Genomic DNA, 16,921 nt, shown 5'->3' with positions numbered 1-16,921 from the left:
CGCCCGGCCACGGCAACCATCGCGTCAGCCGGGCGGTGTCGTTCAGCGGTCCTTCCAGGAGGCGTACCCAGGACCCCGCGCCGGTGACACATGATCGGCTGTGGGAAATCGCACCGCCGTGCCTGCCGCCTATCGCGCCTGTTCGCGATAGCTGCGGGCCACCAATGCCGCTCGCAGGTAACAGATTCCCCTGGCATCGCCGGGGTCGTGGCCGGTCAACCTGCCGATCCGGCGCAGGCGATAGTCCAAGCCGTTGGTGTGCAGATCGAGCATGCGGGCGGTGCGCTGGCGATTGAGGCCGTTGCCGATATGGCAGCGCAGGGTTTCGAGCAGTTTCGGTTGCGCGTCGAGAGGGTCGAGGACGGTGCCGAGATGGTCGAGACCCGGACCGGGGCGGGTGATCTGGTATTCGAGTGCCAGATCGGCCATGCGGTAGAGGCCGGGATCCATGCGCAGTCGGCGCACCATGTCCAGTAGTTCGTGCGCGCACTCGGCGGAGGCCGGAAGTTCGACGCGGGCGGCTCCGGTGACCACGGTGGCGATGATCGGGGCGCCTGTCGCCTCGGTCACAGCGTCGACCAGGCGCGCCACCTCGGGACGACCCGACACCGCGGTGGGCACGAGTATCGTGCCGCCGTCGCGGCCGAGCAGGGACAGCACGTTCGGACCGCCGCGCTCGGCGAGAGCAGCGCGCACTCGGCGCAACATCTGCCTGCCACCGGGCTCGCGCGGTCCGTCGGGAGCGGCGGACAGTACCGCTGCGGCCCGGATGGGCTGTGCGGGAGGGACATCGGCGCGGGCCGCGGACGGGGGCAGTGCGACGGCGAGTACCGAATACGACGCGGCGAGTTCGATGCCGCACTCGTCGGCCTCGGCCGGGTCGGCGATTCCGCCGAGCAGCGACGCGGTGACGGTGTCCACCGCGCTGTGGTGCGGCACGCCGAGGGTGCGCGCCTCGTCGAGATAGCCGGACGAGACGGCGACGGTGATGTTCTCCAGCGTCTCCCACAGTCTGCGGTCGGCTCCGGCCCGGGTATCGGTCGTGCGCAACCGGTCGAATTCGCGCCGGACATTGTCGAATACGGCCCGGTGCACCACTGCGAGCGTCACACCTTCGCGCGCGCACCCGGCGGCGGCTTCCACCAGGCGCGCGGTGGCGGCGGCCGGGTCGGCATCGGCCAGCGTTGCGGCGGCGAGATCATGGCAGGCGCGCGCCAGCGGTGTATCCCGGCCCGTCGCCGGTTCGGAAACCGAACCGGACGCACCGACCGAAAAGTGACCAACCATTCTTCCCGATCGGGACACCGCGCCGATCCCGCGTACGCCGTGGGTCCGTTCGTCGCCGGGCACCGGATCAGCGCCACGACCCCTAGCGGCTGTGGTCATCCGCCCACCCCGTCCATAATCGTCGTCGAGAATGAATATCAACGGTACGCCAGCATTACAGCCGGTACAACGGTCCACTGACAACGCGGTCCACCGGTCGGGTGCCGAATCGTCACCGCACGGGACACGAGCCGCTCATACGGCCGCCCAGCTGACGTCTCGACCGGAACAAGTGAACACATATTCCGCACCGACACCGACCACGTCGACGGCGTGTCGCGCTCCGGCAAGTTGGTAGCACCCGATTCCCCCGGGCCAGAATTTGCAGTAACTTGTCCGCGAGGGCCGTTGACGCGCAGCACCGGATCGCATCGCGGAGGCTCGCCGAGAATTGTGGAGGTTTGCGTGGGCGTCGAGGTCAGAACAGAGGGTGTGACGAAGTCCTTCGGTTCGCAGCGTATTTGGCAGGATGTCTCGCTCACGATTCCCGCCGGTGAGGTCAGCGCCCTGCTCGGTCCGTCGGGTACGGGTAAGTCGGTGTTCCTGAAGTCGCTGATCGGGCTGTTGCGGCCGGAGCGGGGGTCGATCTTCATCGGCGACACCGACATCACGACGTGTTCGAACTCCGAGCTCTACGAGATCCGCAAGCTGTTCGGGGTGCTGTTCCAGGACGGTGCGTTGTTCGGGTCGATGAACCTGTTCGACAATGTCGCCTTCCCGCTGCGCGAGCACACCAAGAAGTCGGAGTCGGAGATCCGGGCGATCGTGATGGAGAAGCTCGAGCTCACGGGTCTGCTGGGTGCGGAGGGCAAGCTGCCGGGGGAGATCTCCGGTGGTATGCGTAAGCGCGCGGGGTTGGCGCGGGCGTTGGTGTTGGATCCGCAGATCATTCTGGTCGACGAGCCGGACTCGGGTCTGGATCCGGTGCGTACCTCGTATCTGTCGCAGTTGTTGATCGATATCAACGCTCAGATCGACGCGACGATCCTGATCGTGACCCACAACATCAATCTGGCGCGGACGGTGCCGGACAATATCGGCATGTTGTTCCGCCGCGAGTTGGTGATGTTCGGTCCGCGTGAGGTGTTGCTGACCTCCGATGAGCCGGTGGTGAAGCAGTTCCTCAACGGCCGGATGATCGGTCCGATCGGTATGTCGGAGGAGAAGGACGAGGCGCAGATGGCGCGCGAGCAGGCCATGGTGGATGCCGGTCATCATCACGGCGGCGCCGAGGAGGTCGAGGGCATCATCCCGCAGATGCGGGCTACCCCGGGCATGCCGGTACGTCAGGCCGTGGGCCGTCGTCAGGCGCGGGTGCGCGAGATCATGCACAAGTTGCCGCCGGCCGCACAGGCGGCGATCAACGACTCGCTGACCCACAGCGACGACACCCAGGTCCTGCCGAGGTACTCCGCCGCCCAGCTGCGCCCTTGATCTCCCCCGGCCTTGCGCGCCGCCTCACGTAGCGATGCGCGGGGCCGCCCCCATCCGATGCGGCCCGGCGCGGATCCGGATCTTGCCCGTGGGCAGCGGCACGTCCGGATGGTCCGCCACCTCCCGACAGGTGCGCCCGCGCAGGCCCCGCACGAACCCCCAGGGCTGGTCGCGCGGTAGCACTGCGGGAAGGCCTGCTCGTCGCACCGGGCGACATCGGCGAGCAGATGCTCAGTAGCCGGTGTCCCGGTGGCGGAAGCCCGCGATGCCTGCCACGACCGACACCGCCGCGATCGCCAGCAGGACCGCCGCCGAGGTGATCGACGCGCTCTCCAGCGGGGCCTGCGGAGTATGCGACCACGGGCTGGCCTCGTCGAACCACGACGGCAGGTCGAAGGCTTCGGCGAACAGGACCGACACCACGCAGTAGGCGAAGAATGCCCAGGTCACCACGGCGCCGAGCCGGGGCAGCCACCCGAAGACGAGTACCGCCACCCCCAGCACGATCCACACCGCGGGCAGGTGCACCAGGGCCGCGATGGTGAGACGCCACAGCTGCCGCGCGTCGTCGGTCGTCATGCCGTGCACCAGCCCCTCTCCCAGGCCGCCCGCCGCCGTGACCACCGCACCGCCCAGGAAAGCCACCATGAGGTGGCTGCCCAGCCACCTCGTGCGACCGACCGGACCCGCGAGGAGCGGTTCGGCGGAGCCCGCGGTCTCCTCCGAGCGAGCCCGCAGGGCGGAGGAGATTCCGAAGGCCGCCGCCAGCAGGGTGGTCAAACCGAGGGTCAGCGCGAGATAGGAATCCACGGCGTCCTCGACGCCGCCGGGCAGGTACTCCGCGATGGCCGGATTGTCGGCGAGGAATTCCTCGATGTTCTGCGCGAAGGAACCGTACGCGACGCCGAGCAGGAAAACTCCGCATGCCCAGGCGATGAACGCGCCGCGCTGCAGACGCCAGGCCAGGCCGAGCGGCGAGGACAGCCACCGGCTCGCCTCCGCGCGCCCGCGACCGGATCGCACCAGGCCCGCGCCGAAATCGCGGCGCTCCAGCAGGACGAACGCCAGCGCGATCAGTACGGCGCTGACGATCGCGAACAAGGCCACCGGCCACCAGCGGTCCTCGACGAACGGATAGGTGCGCTGACCCCAGCCGATCGGGGACAACCAGGCCGCCCGCCCGTCGCCCACGTCGCCGATCGCGCGCAGCACGTAGGCCGCGGCGATGAGGAAGGTGGCGGTGCCGTAGACGACCCGGGAGGCGTCGGCGACCTGCGCGGCCACCACTGTCGCCGAGGCGAAGGTGATACCGATCCCGGCGATGGCGACCCCGGTCAGCAGTGCTCCCGAGACGGGCAGGCCGGTGGCCACGCCGACGGCGAACAGCGTCACCCCGACCGCGGCGTTCCCTATCCCGGCCAGCGCCAATGCCGCTGTGACCGGGGCGCGGCGGCCGACGCGGGCCGATCGCAGCAGTTCCGCACGTCCGGTCTCCTCGTCGGCCCTGGTGTGCCTGCCGATCAGGAACATGCTCATCAGGCCGGTGACCACGGCGATGTAGGCGAAGATCTCGAACAGCACTTCGCCGCCGATGCTGTCGAGCAGCCCGGTGGGGCCGCCCATCGCCACCGCGGCCGCGTTACTGCCCATGGTGGAGCGGAGCTGGCGGAGTTTTTCCGCCGTGTCGTAGAGGTTCTGGCTACTGACCGACTGGAATGCCAGCAGGGCACCGATTCCCGCCACCCAGCACGGCAGGGTGACACGTTCACGGCGCAGCGCGAAAACCAGGAGCGTGCTCCAGCCGGCCGTGCCCTGCGGGGCGATCTCGCCTGCCTGCGCCTGCGCGGCCGTGGTGGCCGCGGCGTCCGCGCCGGTTCGCACGGTCATGAGGTCGCCGCCTCGGATGTGGAGTCCGCGGTCTGCGAACCGGGCGCGCCCTCGGCGGCGTAGTGGCGCAGGAAGACTTCCTCGAGCGTGGGCGGGGCGCTGGTCAGGGAGCGCACGCCGGCGGCGGTCAGCACCCGCAGCGCCGCGTCCATTCCTGGACCGTCCACCTCGAACCGGACTCTTCCGTCTTCGCGCACCAGGTCGTGCACGCCGGCCAGGGCGTCCAGGCCTTCGACCGGGCGCTGGGTCTCGGCGGTGACCGTGGTGCGCGTCAAGTGGCGCAGCTCGGAGAGGGTGCCGCTCTCTACGATGCGTCCGTTGCGGATGATGCTCACCCGGTCGCACAGTGCTTCGACCTCGGCGAGGATATGGCTGGACAGCAGGATGGTCCGCCCCTGCGCGACCAACTCGCGCACGTACTGCTGGAATTGCGCTTCCATCAGCGGGTCGAGGCCGGAGGTGGGCTCGTCCATCAGGTAGAGCTCGGTCTCGCAGGCCAGAGCCGCCACCAGGGCGACCTTCTGCCGGTTGCCTTTGGAGTAGGTCCGCGCCTTGCGGCTGGGATCGAGATCGAAGCGCTCCAGCAGTTCGGCCCGCTTCCGGGGATCCAGGCCGCCGCGCAGCCGCCCCATCAGGTCGATGACCTCCCCTCCGGTGATGCCCGGCCACAACGTCACGTCGCCGGGGACATAGGTGAGCCGGGCGTGCAGAGAGACGGCATCCCGCCACGGATCCATATCCAGCACGCGCACGTCACCGGCGTCGGCGCGGTAGAGCCCGAGCAGCACCCGGATCGCCGTGGTCTTGCCCGAGCCGTTCGGGCCGAGGAAACCGTGGACCTCGCCGGCGCTCACGTGGAGATCGAGGCCGTCGAGGGCGCGGACCGGTCCGAACGTCTTGACGAGACCTTCGATCGAGATCACCACATCGTCCATGACTCGATAGTGCACCCGCGGGACCGCGCTGGACAGCGGACGCGGCGGGCGCACCCGTATCAGGACTCGGCGAGCGCTGCCTCGGCGAGCACCGGTTCGGCCTGCTTGGGGGCGGCGGGCACCCACTCGCGCAGAGATTGCACCACCGCCCCGTAGAAAGCGTCGGTCGCCGCGGTCACCGAGGCGACGAAACTGGCCGATGTTCCCGAGCGCCTGCTGCCCAGCGGGAACGACTGCTCGACGGTGAACGACACGATCGAGCCCGATCGCCCCTCGGTGAGCGCCTTCGGTGTCGCGCGCACAGTCGACAGATGCTCGCATGCCTCGTTGCCGCGTTCGGAGAACACCGCCTCCACCTGCACGTCGCCGGGCGCCTTCTCCAGCTGGCGCAGCAGCCAGTTCACCCGGCGGCCCGAGGTGCCCTCGTTCGGGGCCTCGACGGTGGTGCGGCAGCGCACTCGATTGGTGCGGACGTCGGCGACGACCACCAGGTCCCCGGCCGTGTCGGGGATGCGCAGGACCGCCTCGAACGTGCCGTCGCCGGCCAGGCGCTCGGCGACCGCGGCACTGCGCGCGGCCGGATCGGTGCGGAACTTGCGCGGCAGCACGTGCTTGACGGTGACGCCGAGTTCGGCGGTCAGCCGCAGGGCGAGATGACGCGACAGCGACGACCAGGTCTCCGCCACCGCCAGCGCCTTGCGGTCACCCGCCCGCAGCGTGCCCGCGGTCACTGCGTCGCGCACGGCCACCCAATGCCTGCCCATGTCGGTGAACTCCGCGGCGCCCGAGCGCGGATGGTCGAGATAGCGCAGGAATTCGGTGAGAATCCAAGCCTGCAATTCGTTGTCGATGCCGCCGTGGCCGACGAGCATGCGGGCCTCGTGCGCGACCTCCGCCCACGACAGGTGCCGCAGCGAGACTTTGGTGAGCTTGCGCCGATCCACCTCGACCGGCAGTTCCCCCGGACTCGCGGGCACATCATTGGAGAGGCTGACGACCACGTCGTACTTCTTGCGGCGCGCCACGTCCAGATAGTTCTCCAGCTGGGTGCGGTCGAGTTTGCCGTTGCCCGTCTTCACCTCGAGCAGTGCCGTCCATATGCGCCCGCCTCGTGCGACCCGGAGCACGGCGTCGGGAATCACCTTGGATTCGCCTCGCTCGTAGGGCACTTCGATGAAGCCCTCGAACAGGCCGGCGGGTGCACCGATACGGGCGCAGATGGCGCGGGCGAACGGGCGGACGGACTGCATGGTGGCGATCAGTGCGGCGGTGGCGCGGCGCTCCTGTTCCTCACCCGCGCCGACGCCGATCACCGAGAACAGGCGAGCGGGTTGCCAGGTGTCCTGCTCGGCCAGGGTGAATCGCAGCGGCTGCACCTTCTTCGGGGCACGCTTGACGGTGCGCACGCCCCGCCTGCGGGGCGCGGCGGATGCGGGGTCCGTTCCGGCCGGGCGGTCCGCCTCGGGCGCCGCGACGGTTCGCGGCTCGGTGGGCTGGGCGTCGATCCGCCCCCGCCCGGCCGGCGCACTGCCCGCGCTCTCGGCAACGGCCGCGGGCTCGGCTTCCGCCGGACCCGCCTCGGTCTCGGCACCGCCGTCATCGGCGCCGTCGTCATCTGTGCCGTCGTCATCGATCTGGACGCCGAAGTTCGTGGCGACACCGGCCAATCCGGAGTCCCAGCCCTGGCCGACGGCGCGGACCTTCCATGCCCCGCCCCTGCGATAGATCTCTCCGAAGACGAAGGCGGTTTCGGTGGTGGCGTCGGCGGTCAGGTACTCCGCCAGCGAGTGCCCGGCCGCGTCGACGACCCGCAGCGAGAGCTTGCCCAGATCCCCGAACGCGCCCGCACCGAGGCTGCCCACCAGGGCCACGCTGTGGACGCGCTCGGGCACGGCCGTGAGGTCGACGGCGATGCGGGCCTGCGCACCCTCCTCGGTGGTGCTCACCCCGAGGAACCGAACCGCGCCGTCGGCCGACTCGGGCTGGTTGTAGAACACGAAATCGGCGTCGCTGCCGACCTTTCCGTCCTCGCCGAGCAGCAGCGCCGAAGCGTCGACCTCGATCTCGGACTCGCTCCACGCGAGCACGACGTCGAGACGTTCCACATCGTCGGGCAGCGGGACGTTCTGCCCCTTGGAAAGCATCGTGGACATCGGTGGTGCACCCTTCGACGATTCGGCTCGCTTCGATGCGGGCTCGGCCGGTTCGGCAACGTGCCCGCGCACTGGTCGCCCGGATCCGGGCGGACGAGAGCGCTATCGAGACTCCCCGACAGCCTGTTACATGGCTCACAAAATGTTTGACCAGTTGTCGACATAGGGTCGGAGGCATGACGAGCAATCCGTTCTTCGAGCGCAGTGCGCTGCCCTACGAGTTGCCGCCGTTCGCGCAGATCGAGGAAGAGCACTATCTGCCCGCCTTCGAGCGCGGCATGGCCGAGCAGCTGGCCGAGGTCGCCGCCATCGCGGAGTCCGGCGAGGCCCCCACCTTCGAGAACACGATTGTGGCGCTGGAGCGTTCGGGATCATTGCTCACGCGAGTGAGCGCGGTGTTCTTCAACGAATCCTCCTCGGACACCACGCCGGGGATCGACGCGATCGAGGCGGAGGTGTCGCCCCGCCTGGCCGCGCACCGCGACGCGATCCAGTTGGATCCCGGTCTGTTCGCACGAATCGAGTCGCTCTACGAGCGGCGCGGGGAACTGGGGCTGGACGCGCAGGACGAGCGCCTGCTCGAGCAGTACCACCTGAAGTTCGTGCGGGCGGGCGCCCGGCTCGACGCGGCGGGTCAGCGCCGCCTCCGCGAGCTGAACACCGAACTGGCCACGGCGGCAACGCGATTCGGACAGAACCTGCTCGCCGCCAGCAATGCCGCGACCGTGCTGGTGACCCGCGAACAGGAACTGGCCGGGCTGGATCCGGGCGCGGTCGCGACCGCCGCCGAGAACGCACGCGCGCTCGGCCGTGACGACGCGTGGGCGCTGCGCCTGCAGAACGTGTCGAACCAACCGGTGCTGGCCGAACTGTCCGATCGGGAGCTGCGGCGGCGGGTGCTGCAGGCCTCGCTGACCCGCGGGTTCGAAGGCGCCGCAGCCGCGGACATCCCGGCGAACGACGCGACGACCGACTACGCCGACCGCTCGGCCGATTCGGTCAATGCCGTCCTGGCCGCACGCATCGCCGCACTGCGTGCCGAGCGCGCCGCCCTGCTCGGGTACCCGGACCATGCGAGCTACGCGGTGGCCGATCAGACCGCGAAGACCGCCGACGAGGTGGAGCGGATGCTGGCCCGGCTCGTGCCGCCCGCGGTGGCCAATGCCGAACGCGAGGCGGGCGAGCTCGCCGAGGCCATGCGCGCGGCGGGCGCCGACGGCGAGCTACAGCCCTGGGACTGGCAGTTCTGGTCGGAAAAGCTTCGGGCCGAGCGTTTCTCGTTCGACAGCTCGGCGTTGCGCCCCTATCTGGAGCTGGAGCGGGTGCTGCGGGAAGGCGTCTTCCACGCGGCCGAACTGGTCTACGGCATCACGCTGCGGGAACGCGACGACCTCGTCGGCTACCACCCGGATGTCCGCGTCTTCGAGGTGTTCGACGCCGACGGCTCACCGCTGGGACTGTTCCTCGGCGACTACTTCGCCCGCCCGTCCAAGCGCGGCGGGGCGTGGATGAACGAGCTCGTCGCGCAGTCGCACCTGCTCGGCACCCGCGCCGTGGTGGTCAACAACCTCAATATCGCCCGTCCTCCGGAGGGCGAGCCCGTCCTGCTCACCTGGGACAACGTCCGCACCCTCTTCCACGAGTTCGGCCACGCCCTGCACGGCTTGTTCTCCGACGTGCGGTATCCCTTCTTCTCCGGCACCGAAGTACCCCGCGATTTCGTGGAGTTCCCCTCCCAGGTCAACGAGATGTGGATGGATCGCCCGGAGATCCTGTCCCGCTACGCCCGCCACGTCGGCACCGGCGAGCCGATGCCCGCCGACCTCGTCGAGCGCATGCGCGAGGCCTCCCGGTTCGGCGAAGGCTTCCGCACCGTCGAATACCTCGCCGCCACCCGGCTGGACTGGGCTTGGCACCGGCTTCCAGCCGGTGAGAATCCCGGCGATGCCGAGGAATTCGAGCATCGCGCCCTGCACGCCGCGGGCCTGACGCTCGACGCCATCCCCCCGCGCTACCGCACCGGCTACTTCGCCCACATCTTCTCCGGTGGATATTCGGCCGGCTACTACTCCTACATCTGGAGTGAGGTGCTCGACGCCGACACCGTGCGCTGGTTCGACGACGGCGCGGGCACGATCCGCGAGAAGGGCGAGATCTTCCGCCGCGAACTGCTCGCCCGCGGCGGGTCGGTCGATCCGATGGAGGCGTTCGCCGCCGTGCGCGGACGGGGGCCCGATATCGAGCCGCTGCTGGAGCGGCGCGGACTGCTCCCGGCATGAGCAGGGCGGATCCGCCGGCCTGCCGTCGGTTGCGCGAGCGGGGACCGCTCGCGCAACGCCTCCGCCACCGGGCCGGGGAAATCCTCGACGCCCAGGCCTATTACATCTCCGGCGAGTGCGCTGCCCGCACCTGACCGGCGTCGACAGCGGGACTGCGCAGGCGCGTCGACCGCTCACCCGCGCGGGTGGGCGACGACGCCGCGCGGTCAGATCAGTCCGTGCAACCGCAGGTCGCTGACGTATTTGCCGATCAGCTCGGCGGACAGGTGGGGCACGTCCCCGCCGGTGGCCGGACCCGCCGCACGCACGGCGGCCAGGAACTCCGAGCCGGGCAGGGCCGAGCCCGCCGACGCCGGGGAGGGGCGGCGGTAGGCGTGCAGGAGCGGCAGCACGGAGTGCTTGCGCTGCTGTTCCGGCAGGGCGTGCAGGGCGGTTTCGAAGCGGGTGACCCAGTCGCGGTGGACAGGGATGCGTTCGATGGGATGGCCCGCGTCGACGAGCCAGTCGACGAAGGTGTCCAGGCTGATGCCGTCGTCGTGCGGATTGAGCACGTTGTAGGTGCGGAAACCTTCGGTGCGGGCGCCGAGTTCGGTGATCGCGGTGGCGGTGAAGTCGGCGGGCAGGCCGTCGTAGTGGGCGCGGGGGCGCCGGCCTTCGACGGTGTCCGCGTAGAAGGACACGGGGGCGACGCCGGTGGCGAGGATGCTCAGCAGCAGCCGGGTGAAGACATCGGGGATGTTGAGCTGCCCGGCGAAACGGCTGTGCGCCAGGATCATGTCGGATCGGAAGACGGTGACCGGCAGCCCGCACAGGTCGTGGGCTTCGCGCAGCAGGACCTCGCCCGCCCACTTGCTGTTGCCGTAGCCGTTGGCGTACCCGCGGTCGACGGCGCGCTCAGGGCTCATGAGCCGGATGTCGCCGTCCTCGGTGAAGCGGCCGGGCGGGATCTGTGCGGCGACGGCGACGGTGGACAGGAAGTCGACGGGCTTGAGCCGCTCGGTCAGGGCCAGGCGCAGGATTTCGGCGGTCCCGACCACATTGGGACCGAACAGCTGCCGGTACGGCAGCACATGGTTGACCAGGGCGGCGGGGTGCACGATGTGGTCGATGTCGGCGGCCAGACGCTGCCACACCGCCGGGTCGAGGCCGAGGCCGGGTTCGCCGATATCGCCCGCGAGAACTTCCAGCCTGCGGCCGGCCAGATCCTTGAAATGCCGGGTCAGCTCGGCATCGCCGGTGTCGAACGCCTCCTCGAGGCGGGCCAGTGCGGCGGCGCGGTCGGCGCCGCGGACCACGCAGATCAGCCGTCCGTCGATACGGTCCAGGCGCTCGAGCCACTCCAGGCACAGGAACCGGCCCAGGTAGCCGTTGGCGCCGGTGAGCAGCACGGTGCGCGGAGTTTCCACGGGCCGAGGCAGGCCGGGCGCCGCGGCGAGGGTGGCCTCGTCGAGGAACGCGGCGAGGGTGAGTTCGGCGACGGTCACCCGTGCCTCGTCGGCATGGACGCGGTCGAAAACCGCTCGGCTGGAATCTGTTTCGCGTTCGGCGCGGATGTGCTCGGCCAGTGCGCGCAGGTCGGTGGCCGGGCCGGTGATGACGCCGACGGGCACCTCCACGGCGAAGATCTCGCGCAGCAGGTTCGACAGCGACAGGGCCGCCAGCGAGTCGCCGCCGAGGTCACCGAAATGGGCGGCAGCGGGCAGGCTCTCCTCGGAGCCGAGGATCGCGGCGGCCGCACGGGTGACGGTCTCGAGAACCGGGCGGTCGGCGGCGTCGCGGCGCAGGGCGAGCAGTTCGTCGTTCCGGGCCGCGGCGAGATCGCTGTAGAGCTGCTCGAGGCGATCGCGGTAGCGCGCTTCCACGGCGGGGCGCAGGATCTTGCCGATGCCGGAGAGCAAGCCGGATTCCACCGTGAACGGCTCGGTTTCGACGATCACGTCGCGCGGGATCTCGTAGGACTCCAGCTCGGCGTCCTTGGCGATCTCCCGCAGCGAGGCCATGATGCGGGCCTTCACCTGTGCCGGGTCGCCGCCGCGCGCTTCGTCGGCTGGGACGACGACGGCCAGCAGGAAGGAGCGTTCGCTGTTGCCGTAGACCAGGATCTGGTGCACCAGCGGGCTGTGGTTGAACACGGCCTCGAGCCGCGCGATGGTGACGAACTCGCCTTGGGCCAGCTTCAGCACATTGTTGCGGCGATCCAGGTAGACGAGGCGGTCCGGCTCCAGCTCGGCGACGATATCGCCGGTGCGGTAATAGCCGTCCTCGTCGAAGATCTGGGCATCGAGCTCGGGGCGCTTGTAGTAGCCCGGGATCATCGAGACGGTCTTCAGCAGCAGTTCGCCGCGCGGATGCGGCTGGTCCGTGCGGAAGTAGCCGAGTTCGGGAACGTCGGCGAGGCGGTAGTCGAGCACCGGTGGGCGGCGCACCTTCGACTCGATGACCACGCTGGCGCCCGCTTCGGTGGAACCGTAGCCGTCGAGCAGGGCCAGGTCGAGCACCGATTCCATGAACGCCTTGAGCTCCGGTGCCAGCGGTGCGCTGCCGCACACCACCGACAGCAGCCGGTCGCCGAAGAGCTGTTCGCGCAGCAGCGCTTTCACTTCCCGCTCGACGTCCTCGCGGTCGGCCTCGGTGACCGTGCGACGCTGCATCTCGCTCTGGAAGCGCTGGAACACCATCTCGCAGACGCGCGGCACCACGAACATCTCGGTCGGGCGGGCCAGCGCGAGATCCTCGAACAGGGTGGACATGTCACTGCTCGCGGTGAAGTAGGCGACGCCACCGCGGGCGAGCAGGCCGAACAGGCTCAACCGGCCGGCGACGTGGCTCAGCGGCATGTAGTTGAAGTTCACGGCGGCGAGCGGCAGCTGGCCCAGCCACATGATCTTCACCAGGCGCTCGGTGTACATGGCGCCCTTGGGAGTTCCGGTACTGCCGGAGGTGTAGACGAGCAGCGCCAGCGGGTCGTCGTCGGTGCGGTCGTCGGCGGGCACCGGCGGCAGGGTGCGGCCGCGCTCCTCGATCTCGGACAGGGTCTCCAGCCGGATCGGGCTGTCCGCCTCGGCGAGGCGGGCGCGGGCGGCGGCGAGGACGGCGCGGTGGTCGTCGAGGCCGGGGTCGTAGTCGAAGACGTGGACGGCGCGCGGCGCGACGCCGGTGCGGACGCAGTCCACGGCGTGCGGCAGCGAGTCCAGGCCGACGGCCAGGATCGTCGGCTCGGTCTCGGCCAGAATCGCCGACAGCCGCTCCACCGAGGCGCTCGCCTGCAGCGGCACGGTGACCACGCCGGCTTCGGCGCAGGCCAGCTCGACGACGGCGTAGTCGACGCTGTTGAAGCCCAGGGTGGCGACGAAATCGCCCGCACGCAGCCCGAGGCGGTCATCGTGGCGCCAGGCGCTCGCCACGGCGCGCATCCGCTCGCCGAGTTCGCGATAGGTGATCTTGTCGAAGGAGGGCAGCAGGCGGCGGATCCGTGTGCCACTCCCCTCGTCGACGACGAGTTCGCTCGTGCGGCGGGCCAGGGCGGGCCGGTCGGCGTAGGCCTCGAAGACCGTGGCGATCAGCTCGCGCAGACGCAGACCAGGCTGGTTGATCGCTTCGGTGACGGCGGGATCCGGGGTGGCGCCGCGCACCTCGGTGTCGGCGGCATGCAATTCGGCGACGCGCTGACGCAGTCGCGAAGATCGGGTCTGATCCACCGGTGGACCTCTCGGGGGTGACGCGGACAACTCCCCCGATACGTTAGCCCACCTAAGAATCCCCGATAACATTCGCTCCGGGGTGCGCGCTGCCGCGCACCCCGGCGGCGAACTCACTTCTTGTTGCGGTCCCGCTTCTCGCGCACGCGCACCGAGATGCGCACCGGCGAACCGTCGAAACCGAACTCTTCACGCAGCCGCCGCTCCAGGAACCGGCGGTAACCGGCCTCCAGGAAGCCGGTGGTGAACAGCACGAACGTCGGCGGTCGGGTCGAGGCCTGCGTCGCGAACAGCACGCGCGGCAGCCTGCCGCCACGCATCGGCGGCGGGGTCGCGGCCACGACCTCCTTGAGCCAGTTGTTCAACCGGCCGGTGGAGATGCGCTTGTCCCAGGACTCGAGCGCGGTCTCCATCGCCGGCACCAGCTTCTGCACGGCCCGGCCGGTGTGCGCGGAGATGTTCACCCGCTGCGCCCACGGCACCCGGACCAGGTCGCGGTCGACCTCCTTGTCCAGCTGCAACCTGCGGTCCTCGTCGACGAGATCCCACTTGTTGAACGCCAGCACCAGCGCCCGGCCGGAATCGGCGACCAGGCTGATCACCCGCAGATCCTGTTCGGTGATCGGCTGGGAAGCGTCGATCAGCATGATCGCGACCTCCGAGGCCTCGAGTGCCGACTTGGTGCGCAGCGAGGCGTAGAACTCGGTGCCGCTGGCGTTGCCGACCTTGCGGCGCAGGCCCGCGGTGTCGACGAACTTCCAGATCTTGCCGCCGAGTTCGACCAGCGAGTCCACCGGATCGACGGTGGTGCCCGCGACATCGTGGACGACCGAGCGCTCGTCGCCGGCCAGCTTGTTGAGCAGGCTCGACTTGCCGACGTTCGGCTTGCCGACCAGGGCGACACGGCGCGGTCCGGTGCCCCCGGTGCCCTCGCGCGGGGTCTCCGGCAGCACCGAGAGCACGTCGTCGAGGAGATCGCCGGTGCCGCGGCCGTGCGCGGCGCTGACCATGCGCGGCTCACCGAGCCCCAGCGACCACAGTGCCGCGGCCTCGGCTTCCACACGCTGATCGTCGACCTTGTTGGCGACCAGGACGACCGGGATCTTCGACCGGCGCAGCTTCTTCACCGCCGCCTCGTCGGTCGCGGTCGCGCCGACGGTGGCATCGACCACCAGCAGGATGGCGTCCGCGGTCGCCATCGCCAGCTCGGCCTGCCTGGCCACGGCCTGCTGCAGGCCCTTGGCGTCGGGCTCCCAGCCGCCGGTGTCCTGTACCAGGAAGCGCCGCCCGGCCCAGTTCGCCTCGTAGGAGACGCGGTCGCGGGTGACGCCGGGAATGTCCTCGACGACCGCCTCGCGGCGGCCGAGAATCCGGTTCACCAGGGTCGACTTGCCGACGTTCGGCCGGCCGACCACGGCGAGCGTCGGCATGGCGAGTTGTTCCTCGCCCTCGTGCTCACCCTCGAAATCGACCAGTTCCCATTCGGATTCGTCGGTCCAGATGCCGTCTCCGGCCAGTACGTCTTCGCTCACTGTGCACTTCCTGTCGCGATACGCTGCGCCACGACGCGATACAGCTCGTCGATGACCTCGTCCATGGTCAGCTCGCTGGTGTCCACGAGCACCGCGTCCTCGGCGGGACGCAGCGGGGACACCGCGCGGGTGGAATCGAGGGTGTCACGGCGCTGCACGTCGGCCAGCACGGCCGCGTAGTCGTCGCCACGGCCCTCGCGGATGTTCTGTTCGTTGCGCCGCTGCGCGCGGGCCTGCGCGGAGGCGGTCAGGTAGATCTTCGCGTCCGCGCCGGGCAGCACGACGGTGCCGATGTCGCGGCCCTCGACCACGATGCGGCCCGCCTCCGCGGCGATCTCGCGCTGGGTCGCGACGAGCACCTCACGCACCTCGCCCACCGCCGAGACGGCGGAGACGGCCTTGGTGACGGCGTCGCCGCGAATCTCCGCGGAGACGTCCTCGCCGTCGAGTTCGACGAATTCGCGGGTGGGGTCGGTGCCGATGCTCAGCGGCAGTTCCTTCACCGCGGCGATGATGGACGCCGGATCATCGAGGTCCGCGCCCGCGCGCAACACGCGCAGCGTCGCCACCCGGTACATGGCGCCGGTGTCCAGATAGCGGGCGCCGAGCCGCAGCGCGAGCTTGCGGGAGACGCTGGACTTGCCGGTGCCCGACGGACCGTCCATCGCGACGGTCAGCGGACCGTCGCCGGACACCGCGTTGTCGAGTTCCGCCGGGACCTGCACACCGTTCACAGCTGGACCGCCTCGTAGAGTTTGCCGATTTCGTCGCGGCCGAGCACCCGCAACGTGCCGGGCCGTTGATCGCCCAGCACCACCGGGCCGATATGGGTGCGCACCAGCCGGGTCACCGGATGGCCGACCGCGTCGAGCAGCCTGCGCACGATGTGCTTGCGGCCTTCGTGCAGCACGATCTTCACCAGCGAACGGCCCTCGCCGACCTCGAGCACCTGGAAGCGGTCGACCTTGGCCGGGCCGTCGTCGAGTTCGACGCCCTCGCGCAGGCGCTTGCCGACGAGCTTGTTGTTCACCTCGCCGTGCACGGTCGCCAGGTAGGTCTTGGAGACCTCGTAGGAGGGGTGCATGAGCCGGTGTGCGAGGTCGCCGTCGTTGGTGAGCAGCAGCAGACCCTCGGTGTCGGCGTCGAGGCGGCCGACGTGGAACAGGCGCTGACCGGCGGCGATCCGCTCGGCCACGATGTCACCCACGCAGGGGCGGCCCAGGTCGTCGGACATGGTCGACTGCCAGCCCTTGGGCTTGTTGAGCGCGACGTGTACCAGTTCGTCGCGCACCACCACGCGGGTGCCGTCTACACGCACCACCGCGGTCTGCGGGTCGATCCGCAGGCCCTGCTCGCGCACGATCACGCCGTCGACCTCGACCCGGCCCTGGTCGATCATCTCCTCGGCCGCGCGCCGCGAGGCAACACCGGCCTTGGCCAGCACCTTCTGCAGCCGCTCGCCCTCACCCCACGGCAGCTTGACGGGGCCCTCGGTGTGGGCGGGCTCGACGTTCTGGCGACGGGCCGGTTTGGCATTGCTCAGCAGCGGGGCGGCGGCCGTCTGGCGCTGCGGCTTGGGATTCTTCGCCTTCTTGCCGGTGGGCTTGGCTGCTGCGGCAGCGGGCTTGAACTGGCCGGCGGGCTTGGGTCGCCCGGCGGTGGATCCACCCTGGGCGG

11 protein-coding genes are annotated in these 16,921 nt (G+C 70.0%); 3 read left to right on the top strand and 8 right to left on the bottom strand.

Annotation, left to right across the window (positions count from 1 at the left end):
* Positions 1-129: 129 nt before the first annotated feature.
* Positions 130-1,287, bottom strand: coding sequence for a PucR family transcriptional regulator (locus ON26_RS09625; RefSeq protein ID WP_051026877.1), 1,158 nt, complete (start codon positions 1,285-1,287; stop codon positions 130-132).
* Positions 1,288-1,731: 444 nt separating this feature from the next.
* On the opposite strand from ON26_RS09625, the gene ON26_RS09620 reads away from it, so the two are divergent.
* Positions 1,732-2,760 carry an ABC transporter ATP-binding protein gene (locus tag ON26_RS09620; protein ID WP_174375390.1) on the top strand — a complete coding sequence of 343 codons (1,029 nt, stop codon included), beginning with the start codon at positions 1,732-1,734 and terminating at the stop codon, positions 2,758-2,760.
* A 231-nt stretch (positions 2,761-2,991) separates the two neighbouring features.
* Here ON26_RS09620 and ON26_RS09615 read toward each other — a convergent pair whose 3' ends face one another.
* The 3 genes from ON26_RS09615 to ON26_RS34175 are packed head-to-tail and all read right to left on the bottom strand — an operon-like array spanning position 2,992 to position 7,735.
* The gene (locus ON26_RS09615) at positions 2,992-4,647 is read right to left on the bottom strand and encodes an ABC transporter permease (protein ID WP_245545791.1); all 1,656 of its coding nucleotides are present in this window, start codon (positions 4,645-4,647) and stop codon (positions 2,992-2,994) included.
* Positions 4,644-5,582 (bottom strand): ABC transporter ATP-binding protein, encoded by a 939-nt coding sequence (locus tag ON26_RS09610; RefSeq protein ID WP_040795691.1) that lies wholly within the window; start codon positions 5,580-5,582, stop codon positions 4,644-4,646. Before ON26_RS09610 ends, ON26_RS09615 begins: the two co-directional genes overlap by 4 nt.
* Before the next feature lie 59 nt (positions 5,583-5,641).
* The gene (locus tag ON26_RS34175) at positions 5,642-7,735 is read right to left on the bottom strand and encodes a TerD family protein (protein WP_040795690.1); all 2,094 of its coding nucleotides are present in this window, start codon (positions 7,733-7,735) and stop codon (positions 5,642-5,644) included.
* Positions 7,736-7,911: 176 nt separating this feature from the next.
* Between ON26_RS34175 and ON26_RS09600 the strand changes: the two genes are divergently transcribed.
* Both ON26_RS09600 and ON26_RS33240 read left to right on the top strand, forming a co-directional pair.
* Positions 7,912-10,014, top strand: coding sequence for a M3 family metallopeptidase (locus tag ON26_RS09600; RefSeq protein ID WP_040795689.1), 2,103 nt, complete (start codon positions 7,912-7,914; stop codon positions 10,012-10,014).
* Positions 10,011-10,148 carry a hypothetical protein gene (locus tag ON26_RS33240; protein ID WP_157171840.1) on the top strand — a complete coding sequence of 46 codons (138 nt, stop codon included), beginning with the start codon at positions 10,011-10,013 and terminating at the stop codon, positions 10,146-10,148. The genes ON26_RS09600 and ON26_RS33240 overlap by 4 nt, the downstream gene beginning before the upstream one ends.
* A gap of 72 nt (positions 10,149-10,220) precedes the next feature.
* Here the strand turns inward: ON26_RS33240 and car are convergent, their stop codons facing one another.
* The 4 genes from car to ON26_RS09580 form a co-directional block, all read right to left on the bottom strand.
* Positions 10,221-13,784, bottom strand: a complete 3,564-nt coding sequence (car, locus tag ON26_RS09595; RefSeq protein WP_083883975.1) for a carboxylic acid reductase — start codon at positions 13,782-13,784, stop codon at positions 10,221-10,223.
* Positions 13,785-13,825: 41 nt separating this feature from the next.
* The gene (der, locus tag ON26_RS09590) at positions 13,826-15,244 is read right to left on the bottom strand and encodes a ribosome biogenesis GTPase Der (RefSeq protein ID WP_040795688.1); all 1,419 of its coding nucleotides are present in this window, start codon (positions 15,242-15,244) and stop codon (positions 13,826-13,828) included.
* A complete protein-coding gene (gene cmk, locus ON26_RS09585) occupies positions 15,241-15,909 on the bottom strand; it encodes a (d)CMP kinase (RefSeq protein ID WP_040795821.1) in 669 nt (222 codons plus the stop codon). The genes der and cmk overlap by 4 nt, the downstream gene beginning before the upstream one ends.
* A 65-nt stretch (positions 15,910-15,974) precedes the next feature.
* On the bottom strand, positions 15,975-16,921 hold a 947-nt coding region (locus ON26_RS09580; protein WP_245545790.1), incomplete at its 5' end, for a pseudouridine synthase.

This window comes from Nocardia higoensis NBRC 100133 (assembly GCF_000308595.1).
GTDB lineage: Bacteria > Actinomycetota > Actinomycetes > Mycobacteriales > Mycobacteriaceae > Nocardia > Nocardia higoensis.
This window is presented reverse-complemented; position numbering and strand designations above follow the sequence as displayed.